Origin of the sequence: uncultured Aliiroseovarius sp., assembly GCF_947492455.1 — a bacterium.
Taxonomy (GTDB): domain Bacteria; phylum Pseudomonadota; class Alphaproteobacteria; order Rhodobacterales; family Rhodobacteraceae; genus Aliiroseovarius.
In genome coordinates, this window is the sequence record NZ_CANLNB010000005.1 from 153872 (window position 1) to 168482 (window position 14611).

Sequence of the window (14611 nt, forward strand, 5' to 3'; positions counted from 1 at the left end):
GTAAGAGTTCATGTCGCTGCCACCCGGTTTTCTTGATGAACTGCGCACGCGCCTTAGCCTGACCCAAGTCGTCGGGCGTAAGGTCATGTGGGACCAGCGGAAATCCAATCAGGCCAAGGGTGATATGTGGGCGCCGTGCCCCTTTCATCAGGAAAAAACCGCGTCTTTTCATGTGGATGACCAGAAGGGGTTCTACTACTGCTTTGGCTGTCACGCGAAGGGCGATGCGATCTCTTTTGTGAAAGAGACCGAGAATGTCTCGTTCATCGAAGCGGTCGAAATTTTGGCCGGTGAGGCCGGGATGAAAATGCCCGCCCGCGATCCCAAGGCGCAGGAAAAGGCGGACCGACGCACACAACTGGTCGAAGTGATGGAGATGGCGGTCAGCCATTTCCGGCTGATGTTGAAGACCGGTGCGGGGGCCGAGGCGCGCGAGTATCTGACCCGGCGCGGGCTGAATGAAGCCGCGCTGGATCGCTGGGAAATCGGCTTTGCGCCAGATGCGTGGCAGGGGCTGTGGGATCACCTGAAGGGCAAGAATGTCGAGGATGATTTGATCCTTGGCGCAGGTCTGGCCAAGCCCAGCCAGAAGGGTGGCAAACCCTATGATACCTTCCGGGGCCGCATCATGTTCCCGATCCGCGACGCGCGCGGGCGGGCGATTGCGTTTGGCGGCCGCGCGATGGACCCGAATGACAACGCGAAATACCTGAACTCACCCGAGACCGAGCTGTTCGACAAGGGGCGCAACCTTTACAACCAAGGTCCCGCCCGCGAGGCTGCTGGCAAAGGCCAGCCGCTGATCGTGGCCGAGGGCTATATGGACGTGATCGCCCTGTCCGAGGCTGGGTTCAACGCCACCGTTGCCCCGTTGGGCACGGCGATTACCGAAGACCAGCTACGTCTGCTCTGGCGTATCGCGCCCGAGCCTATCATTGCGCTGGATGGTGACACGGCAGGTCTGCGCGCCGCGATGCGTGTCATCGACTTGGCGCTGCCGATGCTGGAGGCCGGTCAAAGCCTGCGCTTCTCGATCATGCCGGAAGGCAAAGATCCGGATGACCTGCTGAAGGAAAGCGGGGCCAGCGCGATGCAAACGCTGATCGACGGGGCCATGCCCATGGTCGATCTGCTCTGGCGACGCGAGACCGAGGGTAAAGTCTTTGACAGCCCCGAACGCAAAGCCGCGCTGGATAAGGATCTACGCACTGCGATTGCGCGCATTCAAGATCCCTCGATCCGCAACCATTATGGTCAGGCGATCAAAGACAAGCGGTGGGAATTGTTTCGCGCCCGCCCCTCGGGGCAGGGAGGTAACAAACGCCCGTGGCAGCCCGGTGGAAAGCGCGGATGGCAGGCAACGCCGCCTGTTTTAGCCTCGACCAAGGGGTCTGTACTGGCCAGTGCCGATGAGCGTGCACAAGACGCCCTGCGCGAGGCTGTCATTTTGGCGATCCTGATCCGCCGTCCCGATATGCTGGACCAAGTGGAAAGCCGGATGGAGCGGCTGGACATGGTCGGCCCGGATCACGATACGCTGCTGCGCTGCGTTCTGACCACGGCGCATCATGGCGCAGAGGCGTTGGAAGAGCGGCTGCTGAACAGCGTCGGGGGCGATGTGCTCGACCGGCTGTTTTCCCTCAATCACGTGCGGATCACCCCCGCCATTCGGATGAGCAACGATGACGAGATCGTGCTGGCTTGCCTGACCGAAGAGCTGACCAAACTGGAAGCCAAGCGCGGCGTGGCGCGTGAAATCCGGGACGCCGAAGCCGACATGGATGCGCTGCCGGACGAGGGCGTCACGTGGCGTCTGGGGCAGGCGGCCGAGGCGCGCAACAAGGCGCTGCGCAGCCAAACCGAAGACAAAACCACCTATGAAGTGGCTGACAACGGGTCGCTGATGGACCGTGAAGAGCTAGAGCAACGCGACCGCGTCTTCGACAGCATCACCTTCGAGAAAAAGAGATAACGCGCGATTTGGGCCTGATCCGCAGGGCGCAAACTCGGTTCGCGTAGAAAAAGTCACTGAAGCGCACGTCAGGCCCGGTCGTCTGCTTGCAAACAGCCCGTAAAGCACCCACCTTACCTTTGTGGACGAATCACTGATTCGAATCAGGATCGTTCGACCCGAATCACCCAAGCGCGGGTGGCTGTGGACAGGGGACGCCTTGTCAGACCAGATCAGCCCATCCCGCGCCTTTCGTGCAAGGAGAGCCCATGGCTGCCAAAGACACCGCCAACGATCAAAAAGACGAGCAGCACGCCGAGCCGATGACGGACATGTCGCAAGCTGCGGTCAAAAAGATGATCGCCGAAGCGCGCGAGCGTGGCTACATCACCTACGATCAGCTGAACCAGGTGCTGCCGCCAGAGCAGGTTAGCTCGGAACAGATCGAAGACGTGATGTCGATGCTGTCCGAGATGGGCATCAACATCATCGAAGATGAAGAGGCGGAAGAGGAAGAGAAGGGTTCGACCGAAGTTGTCGTGAAAAACGCGGGCGGCGAAGTTGCCGTCGCTGGCGCCGAGACCGAAAAGCTCGACCGCACCGATGACCCGGTCCGCATGTATCTGCGCGAAATGGGCTCCGTCGAGTTGCTCAGCCGTGAAGGCGAGATCGCGATTGCCAAGCGGATCGAAGCTGGCCGCAACACGATGATCGCCGGTCTGTGCGAAAGCCCGCTGACCTTCCAGGCGATCACCATCTGGCGCGAAGAACTTCTGAACGAAGACATTCTGCTGCGTGACGTGATCGACCTTGATGCGACCTTCGGCAATCAGCTGGATGACGACGAGGAAGAAGACGTCGCGCCCGCTGCGGGTGGCGCTGCCCCTGCCGAGAAGAAAGAAAAGGCGCAGGAACTCGACGCGGACGGCAACCCGATCAACAACGACGACGACGATGATGACGAGGATGAAGCCGCCAACATGTCGCTGGCTGCGATGGAAGCCGCGCTGAAGCCGCGCGTCTTGGAAACCCTCGAACTGATCGCGCGTGACTACGAGCAACTGTCTGAAATGCAGGATCTGCGGATGTCCGCGACCCTGAACGAAGATGACAGCTTCTCGAAAAAAGAAGAGGGCGCGTATCAGAAGCTGCGCTCGGAAATCGTGCTGCTGGTGAACGAATTGCACCTGCACAACAACCGTATCGAAGCGCTGGTCGACCAGCTCTATGGCATCAACCGCCGCATCATGTCGATCGACTCGTCGATGGTGAAACTGGCTGACCAAGCGCGCATCAACCGCCGTGAGTTCATCGAAGCCTATCGCGGTCGTGAACTCGACCCGACCTGGCTGGACGAGATGGGCGAGAAGACCGGCCGCGCATGGCAAAGCTTCATCGAACGCTCGACCGACAAGGTTGAAAAGCTGCGCGGTGACATGGCGCAAGTTGGTCAGTATGTCGGCGTCGACATCCCTGAATTCCGCCGCATCGTGCAGCAGGTTCAGAAGGGTGAAAAAGAGGCGCGTCAGGCCAAGAAGGAAATGGTGGAAGCCAACCTGCGTCTGGTGATCTCGATCGCGAAAAAGTACACCAACCGCGGCCTGCAATTCCTTGATCTTATTCAGGAAGGTAACATCGGCCTGATGAAGGCGGTGGACAAGTTTGAATACCGCCGCGGCTATAAGTTCTCGACATATGCGACGTGGTGGATCCGTCAGGCCATCACCCGTTCGATCGCGGACCAAGCCCGCACGATCCGTATTCCGGTCCACATGATCGAAACGATCAACAAGCTGGTCCGTACCGGTCGCCAGATGCTGCACGAGATCGGCCGCGAGCCGACCCCGGAAGAACTGGCCGAGAAGCTGCAGATGCCGCTTGAGAAGGTGCGCAAGGTGATGAAGATCGCCAAGGAGCCGATCAGCCTTGAGACCCCGATTGGCGACGAGGAAGACAGCCAGCTGGGCGATTTCATCGAGGACAAGAATGCCGTGCTGCCGCTGGATAGCGCCATTCAGGAGAACCTCAAAGAGACCACGACTCGGGTTCTGGCCTCGCTTACGCCGCGCGAAGAGCGTGTGCTGCGGATGCGTTTTGGCATCGGCATGAACACTGACCACACGCTGGAAGAGGTTGGTCAGCAGTTCAGCGTAACCCGCGAACGGATCCGTCAGATCGAGGCAAAGGCGCTGCGCAAGCTGAAGCACCCGAGCCGCTCGCGCAAGCTGCGCTCGTTCTTGGATCAGTAAGCCTACAGCTTTGTAATACTAACAAAAAACGCCTCGCCTCCTGCGGGGCGTTTTTCTTTGGGAAAGGAAATCCGACGTGGTGTCGACGTCGTTTCTGTCCCAGCGCTCATGGGGGCGCGCGCCGTATTGAACAGATTGTTTCCAGTCAATTTAAGAAAAAACACGCTAAACGGTTTTGAATTTCAGTTATTTTGTGGCACAAATGTGGCGGGGAAATGTTCTGGTCAGTTATTTTGCTGACAACACACTGGGTGAATTTAATGAATTATGTTGTGAGGGAAAAGCCATTGGCCCTAGAGCCAGACTGGCAAGTAGATGAACCGTCAAAGCGGAGATTTGCGAAACAGGGGCCGGTATCCGTGCGCTTGGGTCGTGAACTTGCGTTGAAGAATCTGAAAAAACGGAAGCAGATGGGAAGGAAAGTAGAGCGTCCTTCCTTCTCGGCTCTGTAACGGATTCAGACGGGTCGTTGTCCGACCGGGAAATGGGGCATGACGCTTGCGCGTTGTGGCATGGGGTCTTGGTCGGGTAAGGAATAAGCCAGCGTCCAATTTCGGCGCTGGTTTTTTTCTTTTGTGGGGGCGCATGGCGGGCGTGTTTGAGATCTCAACCAATGGGCAAGGGCTTTATGAATTCACCGCTCAGGTGCAAGGCTGGCTGCGCGAGACGGCAGCGGGTGACGGGCTGCTGACATTGTTTGTACGTCACACGTCTTGTTCGCTTCTGATTCAGGAAAACGCGGACCCCGAGGTGCAGACAGATCTGCGCAACTTCTTTCACCGCTTGGTTCCGCCGACGACCGATCCCTCCATGTCCTATCTGACGCATACCTATGAAGGGCCGGACGACATGCCCGCCCATATCAAAGCCGTGATGATGCCGGTCAGCCTGTCGATTCCCGTCATAGAGGGCCGTTTGGCGCTTGGGACATGGCAGGGGATCTATCTATTCGAACATCGTGACGCCCCGCATCGGCGGCAGGTGGTGGGTCATTTGTCATCCTGACACGCGAAATGTGCCCTTATCTTGGGGCGTGGGTTTTCCCCCTACACAAGACCTAGGCGCTGCCCTATAGTGCCTGTGGATAAGTGGTCAAACCCACACCAACGGGGAACAGTGAAGAAAAGGGGTCGCCAATGCGCTGTCCGTTTTGCGGTAATATCGACACTCAGGTGAAAGACAGCCGACCGGCCGAAGATCACGTGGCGATCCGTCGCCGTCGCTTCTGCCCGGCCTGTGGTGGGCGCTTCACGACCTATGAGCGCGTTCAGCTGCGCGATTTGGTGGTGATCAAGTCGAACGGCCGCCGCGAAGACTTTGATCGCGAAAAACTCGAGCGTTCGATCCGTATTTCAATGCAGAAACGCCCCGTTGAACCGGAACGCATTGACCAGATGATCTCGGGCATCGTGCGCCGGCTGGAAAGCATGGGCGAGACGGACATTCCGTCCAAAACCATTGGCGAGATTGTAATGGAGGCTTTGGCCCGCATCGACACCGTCGCCTATGTACGGTTTGCCAGTGTTTACAAGAATTTCCAGGCGGCAGACGATTTCGATAAATTCGTCAGCGAACTGCGCCCGGATATCCCAGCAGAAGACGAGTAACCGTCGATGATGTCGCAGAATTCAGGCGCAGATCTTCGGTATATGCGCCTGGCCCTGTCGCTTGCGCGGCGCGGGCTTGGACGTGTGTGGCCGAACCCTGCGGTGGGCTGTGTGATCGTGAATGGCGGGCGGATCGTCGGGCGGGGCTGGACCCAGCCAAGCGGGCGTCCACATGCCGAGGTCGTGGCACTGGCGCAGGCCGGGGAGGCTGCGAAAGGCGCAACAGCCTATGTCACGTTGGAGCCTTGCGCCCATCACGGAAAAACGCCGCCCTGTGCCAAGGCTCTGATCGCTGCGGGTATCGCGCGTGTCGTCTGCGCGCTGGGTGATCCCGATCCGCGCGTGGATGGCGGAGGTTTTGACATGCTGCGCACCGCAGGGATCGAGGTGCAAACCGCGCTGTGCGAGGATGAGGCGCGTGTCGATCAGGCGGGGTTTCTCAGCCGCGTCACGCAGGGTCGTCCTATGCTGACCCTGAAACTGGCCAGCAGCTTTGATGGACGGATTGCGACGGCCAGCGGCGAAAGCCAATGGATCACCGGACCCGAGGCGCGGCGTCATGTGCACGCCATGCGCGCCAGCCATGATGCCGTGATGGTGGGCGCTGGGACGGCGCGGGATGATGATCCCTCGCTGACCGTGCGCGGGCTGGGTGTGGACCATCAGCCGGTGCGCGTGGTTCTGTCGCGTCATCTGGATCTGCCCTTGGACAGCCAGCTTGGCCGGACGGCGCGCGAGGTGCCGGTCTGGATTTGCCACGGTCGCCGCGCCGCACCCGAGCTGATTGCGGCGTGGGAAGGTATGGGGGCCGTGCTGATCGAAGTGAATGAGGCGCAGGGGACGCTCGACCCGGCTGCAGTTCTTCAGGCACTTGGAGACCGTGGCCTGACCCGCGTCTATTGCGAAGGGGGCGGGGGGCTTGCTGCATCGCTTCTGGGGGCAGGGCTGGTCGATGAACTGGTGGGGTATGGTGCCGGAGTAGCGATCGGGGCCGAGGGCCGCCCGTCGCTGGCCGCGATGGGGATTAGCCGTCTGGCAGAAGCGCCTCGGTTTGATCTGGTAGAGTGTCGCGACATTGGCGGCGATGTGCTGCACCGCTGGCGGCGGAAAACCTAGCGCCACAGATAGGCATAGCTGGCGAATAGTCCCTGTAGCTTGGCAAGCAGCCGCGTGCCGCTCCGCCCTTTGGGGATCTCGCCCGAGGTCAGCCGATCCACCACCACCTCAACCGGACAAGCCGTTTTGATGACGGGATCGAAATAGCGCGGATAGTCGATCAGGACCGCGTGGGTCAGCGCGATCAGATCGGGGCGGGCCTGCCGCCGATCCGGCACCTGTCCCAGATCCGTCGTCAGTCCCCAACCCGCATAAAACGGCGCGCCCAGACAGGTGACGGGCACCCCGCGCAACAGCGCCTCGAACCCCATGGTCGAGGTCATGGTCCACAGCGCATCCACATGCTCCAGCAGTGCAATCGGGTCGGCTTGATCAGCGATCAGGTCGGCATATTGCGCAGCCTCGTCCGGCGGAATCCGGCCTTCACGCAGGCCCGCTTCCACATCCGGGTGGGGCTTGTAAATGATCACGGCGTCCGGATTGTCGGCGCGCGCGCGTTTCAAGAGGTCCAGATTGGTCGAGACCTCTGACGTGCCCAACCGGATCGAGGCATCGTCTTCCACTTGTCCCGGCACCAGAATGCGTGGCCTATCTGGCAGCGTATCCAACCCGGCGGGCAGGGGGCGCTCCAGATTGTACTTCCCCAAACGGTTTTCGGTGATCTTTGTGATCAGGCGTTCGGCGCGGTCCCGGGCGTGATCGGGCAGGGCGGTCGCCGCCGCGATATGCCGCTCTAACCGGCTTTCGTGTGTCGGGTCATAGTAGATGCCCAGATCATCGCGCACCAAAGACAGAGGGGGCACAAGCTCGGCCCCCAATCCACGCGAGCGCAGGAAGCCATCTTCGATGCGCAGCGGGGGCCGGTGCGTGCTGTGGGCAGGCTCTTCCTTTCCGGCCCAGACCATCAGAGGGCGTTCCAGCGTCTCGGCCCCCTCGGATGCGCGCGCGGCAGTGTCATCAAAGACCATCGCGGCGTCGCCCTTAAAAAACTCGGCCAAGGGGCGGCGTTTCCATAGGCGCATACCGCTGGCGACATAGCCCTGATGGTCCTCGCGCCACGCGCGGGCGCGCGCCTCGAGCGTGTCCAGAACCTGTTCAATCTCGCACAATTCGTCGCGATAGGGATCGTACCACGTGGGATAGAGCATCATCGCGCCGGCAAATAACTGCGCGCGGGTTAGGTTCCGGCCGCGCCGGTTCACCGGCTGTCGGTCTTCAGTTAGGCCCCAGCCCGCATAGAAAGGCTGGCCAAAGACATGGGGCTTGTGACCGGCCAGAATGGCCTCGAACCCCATGCCGGAACTGACGGTATAGACGGCCATCGCCCCATCCAGCAGCGCCCAAGGGCTAACGGGATCTGTGATCAACTGCACCTGTGTGTTCTCGTCCTCGGGTCCGTAATGCCCCGTACGATGACCCGCCTGTGTTTCGGGGTGGGTCTTGATCAGGATGCGCGCATGGGGATGTTCCAGCCGCGCGGCCACCAGCATGTCGCGGAACGAGGCTTCCGTTGCACCTCCATAGCGGATCGAGGCATCCCCTGCCGTCTGGTCCAGCACCAGCACATAAGGCGCATCGGGGACGTGCAGATCGGGGTGGAAGGCGTTGTATTTCGACAGGTGAGCAGATTTCATCCGGTCCATCGCCGCACGCGCCCGCTTCAGAAGCGCACTGTCATCCAACGGGTCGTGTTTCAGGATCTGCTCAAGCCGCGACGGCGCAGACCCGTCGAAATGTACCCCCAGATCATCCAGCATCAGGCCCAAGGGCGGCTCGCCAGACCGACCGGGGTGGACCGAACGCAGGAAAGCGTCTTCGACTCGAAGAACCGGATTTTTCCGACGTGAAGCGACCGCCTCGCCCCGGCCCGAGGTTGGGCTTTTTCCCCACGTCCCAACCCAATCCCCATCACCCGGAAGGCCAAGCCGGATCTGGTAACCCGCAAGCGCAAGGATGCGCTTTATGCGCGGTTGGGTCAGAAAGCCACCATTGTAAACGAAAAGCCGCCGGGGCTGTGACGACCCGACGGCAAGAGGTTCTTTGATGTCTTTGATCACGGGCTGAGGCCCGATTACTCGGTCAGGCTTTGGTTCAGCGCCGCGATGGACCCCGCCGTCGACAACGAGCCAGTCAGAGCCGACAGGACCTTGGTCCACTGCGTGTAGGGCGCATCGGTGATATACACCGTGTCACCGTCGCGGATCCCGAAGTCGCGTGCCAGAAACAACCCGTTGGTGCCGGTCAGATCGAGAACATAAATCATGCGCTGCGGGACGTTCAGATCGCTGCGCCCCAGAACCGAATTGGCGATCTCTGGGCGTTCATCACGAAGGACGAACACACCCTTGGGATCAGCCGCAGCGCCGGACAAGCCACCGACCTGTGCGATGGCCTCGACTGCCGACAGCGTCTGGCTGGCAAACCCGACACGGTTTTGCGCGCCGGTTGCACCAAGGGCTGTGAAAGTGCGGGGATCGGCCTCGACCAGGATGCGGTCACCACCACGCAGGGCAATGTCCATCTGCGGGTATTTGAACAGATCTTCGAACCAGATCTCGCCCACTTTCGCGCCGCGGATCACTTTGACCTTGGCAATCTCAGGCTCGATCGAGACGCCGCCGGCACGTGCCAGCATGGCATTCAGGGTGCGCGTGGGACGTTCGATGGGATAAACACCTTGGCCACCGACCGAACCGGTGACCGACACGGTAGCTCCGTCGCCCGCGGTGCGGCGTACGGTGACTTGCGGGTCGGGTGTTTGCTCGGCCAGTTTGCGGGTGATGATACGGCGAATAGCCTCGGGCGAGTTGCCTGCGGCTTTCACGCGGCCTGCATAGGGAATGAAGATGTAGCCTTCGCCATCGACCTGCACAGATTCCAGCGCGGCAGGAGCGCCAGCGGTGGTCAGGATGCCGTCTTCGACGTTCTCCCAGATCGAGATGGTCAGCGTGTCGCCAGCTCGAATCGTGTCCGATCCAACCAGCGCACGGTTCTGGAATTCCGGGCTAAACCCAAGCGGCGGAACAACCGCCGTTGCACGGGTAACATGGTCAGTGACCTCGACGATATGTGCGTTGCCTTGCTTCTGGACCGAGCCTGCAATGAGTTCCTGCTTGGTCGGACCGGTGCGGGGCAGCCCACAGGCGCCAAGCGCGAGCACAGCAGTCGCCAAGATCAAGTGCTTGGCCCAATTGGATTTATTTGTTGTCACTGCCCGTCCACCCTGAATGGAAATCTGATTCATTTGCCAAAACTTATCGTGAGATCGGACTAAATTCCAGAAAAGGCATTTTTAGGTCAGTTGACCACGCTCAACTGTTGCCTTGGTGCCGCTGTTCCCCGCTCCAAAGCCTGATACGGATCGTCCGAAGAAAGCATCATATCCACCACTTGGCGTAGCAATTGACGTCGTCCACGCGCAGAATAGAACCCGCCTGCAACTTGGCTGGTTTCCAAAAGGAAATGCCGATAGTCGCGATAGGCGCGTTTGTCAGGCCGGGTGGGGATGTCAAAGAACTCGGACAGGGGCTGTTCCGACACAAACTCGGGCTTGGCATAGACCGCATTGCCAAACAGCTTTAGCGGAAGCCCCCGCCACAACACCTGCTGGGCGGCGGTCGAGTTGATTGTCACGGCAGAGCGTGCGTGATCCAGCAGCTTGGCCAGTTTCCCACCGCGTACATAGTGGACGCGATCCGCGATGCCATGCGCCTGCGCCAACCTGCGGATCTCGCGCCGTTGCGGTACGCGACCGTCTTCCAGTGGATGAGCTTTGAATACCAGATGGTGGTGCGTGGGGGCGCCATCCTCAAAGCCTGCGATCACCAGCTCCAAAAACTCGGTCATGGTGGAAAAAGGGCTGTGCATCTGGAAGCTTGAATCATGCTCCAGCTGCAGAAGCGCCAGATGATAGGGGAAGCCGCCATAGCGGATACGCAGCGTGGCGCGGATGCGGTCCGCTGCAATGACAGGCATCAGGACAAGACGCTGAAGGTACAGAAGAAACTCTTTACCCACACCGATAGACCGGTGGGGTCTAAAATTGCGATAGCGCTGGTTCAGGAACATGACGAACCAGTGATAGAGTGCGCCGTAAAAGACGTGATGGCGCATGTCGCCCCAATGGGCGGGGGCCTCGGGCATGTCTGGCTCGGCGTCTTCAAGAATGCGCTGCATCTGCGGCACGTCACAATCCATTAGGCGTGAATTGCCATTCGTGCCGTCCCGTTCATACGTCACCCAATAGGGGCGCAGATAGCCTTCCTCGAAGACATGAACGGTTAAGCCCTGTGCACGTGCCCGCTCGACCGCGTGGGCATGGATGGGGCGGGTATCGCCATAGAGCACGATGTCGGTGATATCATGCGCATCAACAATTTGGTCGAAGCGGCTGATCCACTGGTCTTGCGGTTCGGTGAAGGGAATGTAAGTCGTCTTGTCAGGCCAAAATGCCTGATCGCCACGGTTGAACCCAACGCGCCACACCTTGGCCCCGGATCGGCGCAGCATCTTCGCCAGCCGTCCGAAGAAAGGCCCGTGTGGACCTTGCAGGAAAAGGAAGTTTCGGTTTTCGCCCGTGATGCGCGCCATGCCTGCCAATCACCAAATCACTAACAGCGTTATTCGCCTTATAGACCTACAAAAAGAGGGTTACAGGGCAATTAACAATGGCATACGGCAAAAATTGGGCCGAGCAGAGGAATTTCTCGACGGGGGTGGATTGGCCGGTGCTGCGCATCATGGCTTCAATCCGGGTCGCGTTTCCGCTACAGCAGTTACACCAACCCGATGCAGGAGGCGACATGTTCACTGGGATCATCACCGATGTGGGGCGCGTTGAGGCGCTGGAGCAAGCTGGCGACATGCGTGCGCGGATCGTAACCGCGTATGACACTGCCGGGATTGATCTGGGGGCGTCGATTGCCTCGGACGGGGTGTGCCTGACCGTCGTTGCTTTGGGTGACAATTGGTATGACGTTGATATTTCGGCAGAAACCGTGTCGAAAACCAATCTGGGTGATTGGGAAGTTGGCCGCCGTGTGAACCTTGAACGTGCCCTGAAAGTGGGCGATGAACTGGGCGGGCACATCGTGTCCGGGCACGTCGATGGTGTGGCTCAGATCGTGTCGATGCATGTTGAAGGTGACAGCACCCGCGTACGCTTCCGCGCCCCATCCGAACTGGCGCGATTCATCGCCCCAAAAGGCTCGGTTGCGCTGAACGGCACCTCGCTGACCGTGAACGAGGTCGAAGGCGACGAGTTTGGCGTGAACCTGATTTCGCACACCAAGGAGGTGACGAATTGGGGGCAGGCGCAAGTTGGGGACCGCATCAACCTCGAGATCGACACGCTGGCGCGCTATGTGGCCCGGCTGGCGGATTACGGACAGTCCTGAATTCGGGCCTGATTTCCGTTTGACGTGATCTCTGTTTGAAATATTCGTATATGGGCATATGATTGGCGAAATTCCTTTGTGACGGAGATCGCCCATGTCCCTTATTCGCCCCACTCGCCGTGATCTTCTGCGCCTCGCCGCAGTTGCGCCCGCTTTTGCCATGCCTGCTACTGCGCGGGCCATGTTGGGTGCGCCCACCGAAGGCAATCCGGCGCATTTCAGTTTCACGCTGGGGCAGGCGAAGATCACAATTGTGTCGGACGGCTATTTCACCATCCCATTCGGCGGGCAGGCGATGAATGCGCCCGAGGATGAAAAGCTGGCCTTCATGGCCGCGCATTACATCGACCCCGAGGTTGGCTATTCCCACACCAACCACATGTATATCGAGCTGGGCGACGCAAAAGTCTTGGTGGATGTGGGCTCGGGCACCCGTTGGTTCGATACTACGGGCCGGTTGATGGAGAACCTCGAAGCCGCCGGGATCGATCCGATGGGCATCACACACGTCGCGATCACCCACGCACACCCCGATCACATCTGGGGTGTGCGCGATGACTTTGACGAGCCCATCATCCCCGACGCGGAATACGTGATGGGGCAGGCCGAGCATACACATTGGCTGCAAGACGGTCTGGTGGATCGCGTCGCGCCCGAGAACCAGCAATTCGTGCTGGGAGCCGTGAACTCGATCAATACCGAAGGGCTGGAATGGACCTTGGCCGCGAACGACCACGAAGTTGCGCCGGGTATTCGCCTGATCGACACGCCCGGCCACACGCCCGGCCATATGTCAGTGGCGGTGGAAAGTGACGGCCAACAGCTGATCGCGCTGGGCGATTGCATGACCCATGCCATCCTGAACTTCGCGCATCCCGAATGGTATTCCGAGCGCGATTCCGATGGGGCGCAAACCGGGGCCACGCGCAACCGCCTGCTGGATATGGCGGCCACGGATCGGATCGCTGTTTTGGGCTATCACTTCCCGTTCCCCGGCGTGGGTCATGTGCGCCGCGATGGGGATGCCTATCAGTTTGTTCCGGCGCTCTGGCAGTTCTAACCTGTTTTCGTGACGTCTTGGTGATGTTTCCCGCCGCCTTTGGGCTGGCAATGGGCGCGTGGCTGCGGTAGTCACGCGCAAGCCTGAAGGGGAACGCGCCATGTCTGAAAGCACCACCTACGAAACACCCGGTCCGGTCGAAGCTGGATTGTCCGATGCCATCGCCTCGGCGGAAGAGATCATTGCTGAGGCTCGCGCGGGTCGGATCTATATCCTCGTCGATCACGAAGACCGCGAAAACGAAGGTGACTTCGTCATTCCGGCGGATGCCTGTGACGCGGCGGCCATCAACTTCATGGCAACCTATGGCCGCGGGCTGATCTGTCTGCCGATGGAGTCTAAACGGATCGACGAGCTGGGCCTGCCGATGATGGCGATGCACAATTCCTCGCGTCACGAAACGGCATTCACCGTGTCGATCGAAGCGCGCGAAGGCGTGTCGACCGGCATCTCTGCGGCTGACCGCGCACTGACCGTCGCCACCGCGATCAACCCCGACAATGGCCCGGCCGAGATCGCGACCCCCGGTCACGTCTTCCCGCTGCGTGCGCGCAACGGTGGTGTGCTGGTGCGCGCAGGGCATACCGAAGCCGCCGTGGACATCTCGCGCCTTGCAGGCCGCAATCCCTCGGGCGTGATCTGCGAGATCATGAATGAAGACGGCACCATGGCGCGTCTGCCGGAACTGGTTGAAATTGCTAAGAAACACGCAATTAAGATCGGCACGATTTCCGATCTGATCGCCTATCGCCGCCGCCACGACAATCTGGTGCGTGAAACGGGCCGCGAGACCATCACCTCGGAATTCGGTGGTGAATGGGAGATGCGCATCTTCACCGACATGACCCACGAGATCGAGCATGTGGTGTTGATCAAAGGCGACATCTCGACTGATGAACCGGTTCTGGTCCGTACCCACGCGCTGCAAGAAGCGCAGGACGTGCTGGGTCTTGGCCCGAAACCTGCGGACGAGTTGCCGCGTGCGATGAAGATCATCGCGGACGAGGGCAGGGGCGTTGTCTGCCTGTTCCGTGAACCGCGCAAGACGTTGCATGCGGATGAAGAAGAAGGCCCGCGCACGGTGCGCCAGATTGGCCTCGGCTCGCAAATCCTGTCGACGCTGGGTCTGAACGAGATGGTTCTTTTGACCGACAGCCCCGAAACCCGCTATGTGGGTCTGGACGCTTACGGGCTGACCATCACCGGCACACGCCCCATTCAGAAGGACTGAA

At 60.1% G+C, this 14611-nt stretch carries 11 protein-coding genes; 8 read left to right on the forward strand and 3 right to left on the reverse strand.

Annotated features, from left to right (window positions below; translation table 11 throughout):
- Window positions 1-10 precede the first annotated feature (10 nt).
- The 5 genes from dnaG (at window position 11) to ribD (ending at window position 6923) form a co-directional block, all read left to right on the forward strand.
- Entirely contained in the window at window positions 11-1972 is a 1962-nt protein-coding gene (gene dnaG / locus Q0677_RS13665; protein ID WP_298910829.1) for a DNA primase, read from the forward strand.
- 248 nt (window positions 1973-2220) lie between these two features.
- Complete coding sequence (gene rpoD, locus Q0677_RS13670) at window positions 2221-4200, forward strand: RNA polymerase sigma factor RpoD (protein WP_298910831.1); 1980 nt, start codon at window positions 2221-2223, stop codon at window positions 4198-4200.
- Between the two features lie 585 nt (window positions 4201-4785).
- Entirely contained in the window at window positions 4786-5205 is a 420-nt protein-coding gene (locus Q0677_RS13675; protein WP_298910833.1) for a secondary thiamine-phosphate synthase enzyme YjbQ, read from the forward strand.
- Window positions 5206-5336: 131 nt separating this feature from the next.
- Window positions 5337-5807: a transcriptional regulator NrdR gene (gene nrdR / locus Q0677_RS13680; RefSeq protein ID WP_298910835.1), complete on the forward strand. Its 471-nt coding sequence runs from the start codon at window positions 5337-5339 to the stop codon at window positions 5805-5807.
- Between the two features lie 9 nt (window positions 5808-5816).
- Window positions 5817-6923, forward strand: coding sequence for a bifunctional diaminohydroxyphosphoribosylaminopyrimidine deaminase/5-amino-6-(5-phosphoribosylamino)uracil reductase RibD (gene ribD, locus Q0677_RS13685; RefSeq protein ID WP_298910837.1), 1107 nt, complete (start codon window positions 5817-5819; stop codon window positions 6921-6923).
- Here the strand turns inward: ribD and Q0677_RS13690 are convergent.
- The 3 genes from Q0677_RS13690 to Q0677_RS13700 are packed head-to-tail and all read right to left on the reverse strand — an operon-like array spanning window position 6920 to window position 11513.
- Window positions 6920-8980, reverse strand: a complete 2061-nt coding sequence (locus Q0677_RS13690) for a capsular polysaccharide biosynthesis protein (protein ID WP_298910839.1) — start codon at window positions 8978-8980, stop codon at window positions 6920-6922. The genes ribD and Q0677_RS13690 overlap by 4 nt on opposite strands.
- 14 nt (window positions 8981-8994) lie before the next feature.
- Window positions 8995-10167, reverse strand: coding sequence for a polysaccharide biosynthesis/export family protein (locus Q0677_RS13695; RefSeq protein WP_298910841.1), 1173 nt, complete (start codon window positions 10165-10167; stop codon window positions 8995-8997).
- Window positions 10168-10220: 53 nt separating this feature from the next.
- The gene (locus tag Q0677_RS13700; protein WP_298910843.1) at window positions 10221-11513 is read right to left on the reverse strand and encodes a capsular biosynthesis protein; all 1293 of its coding nucleotides are present in this window, start codon (window positions 11511-11513) and stop codon (window positions 10221-10223) included.
- A gap of 212 nt (window positions 11514-11725) precedes the next feature.
- On the opposite strand from Q0677_RS13700, the gene Q0677_RS13705 reads away from it, so the two are divergent.
- From Q0677_RS13705 to ribB, 3 genes are all read left to right on the forward strand, one after another.
- Window positions 11726-12319 carry a riboflavin synthase gene (locus tag Q0677_RS13705; RefSeq protein ID WP_298910991.1) on the forward strand — a complete coding sequence of 198 codons (594 nt, stop codon included), beginning with the start codon at window positions 11726-11728 and terminating at the stop codon, window positions 12317-12319.
- Window positions 12320-12413: 94 nt separating this feature from the next.
- Complete coding sequence (locus tag Q0677_RS13710) at window positions 12414-13379, forward strand: MBL fold metallo-hydrolase (protein WP_298910846.1); 966 nt, start codon at window positions 12414-12416, stop codon at window positions 13377-13379.
- Between the two features lie 100 nt (window positions 13380-13479).
- Window positions 13480-14610, forward strand: a complete 1131-nt coding sequence (gene ribB, locus Q0677_RS13715) for a 3,4-dihydroxy-2-butanone-4-phosphate synthase (protein ID WP_298910850.1) — start codon at window positions 13480-13482, stop codon at window positions 14608-14610.
- Window position 14611 lies beyond the last annotated feature (1 nt).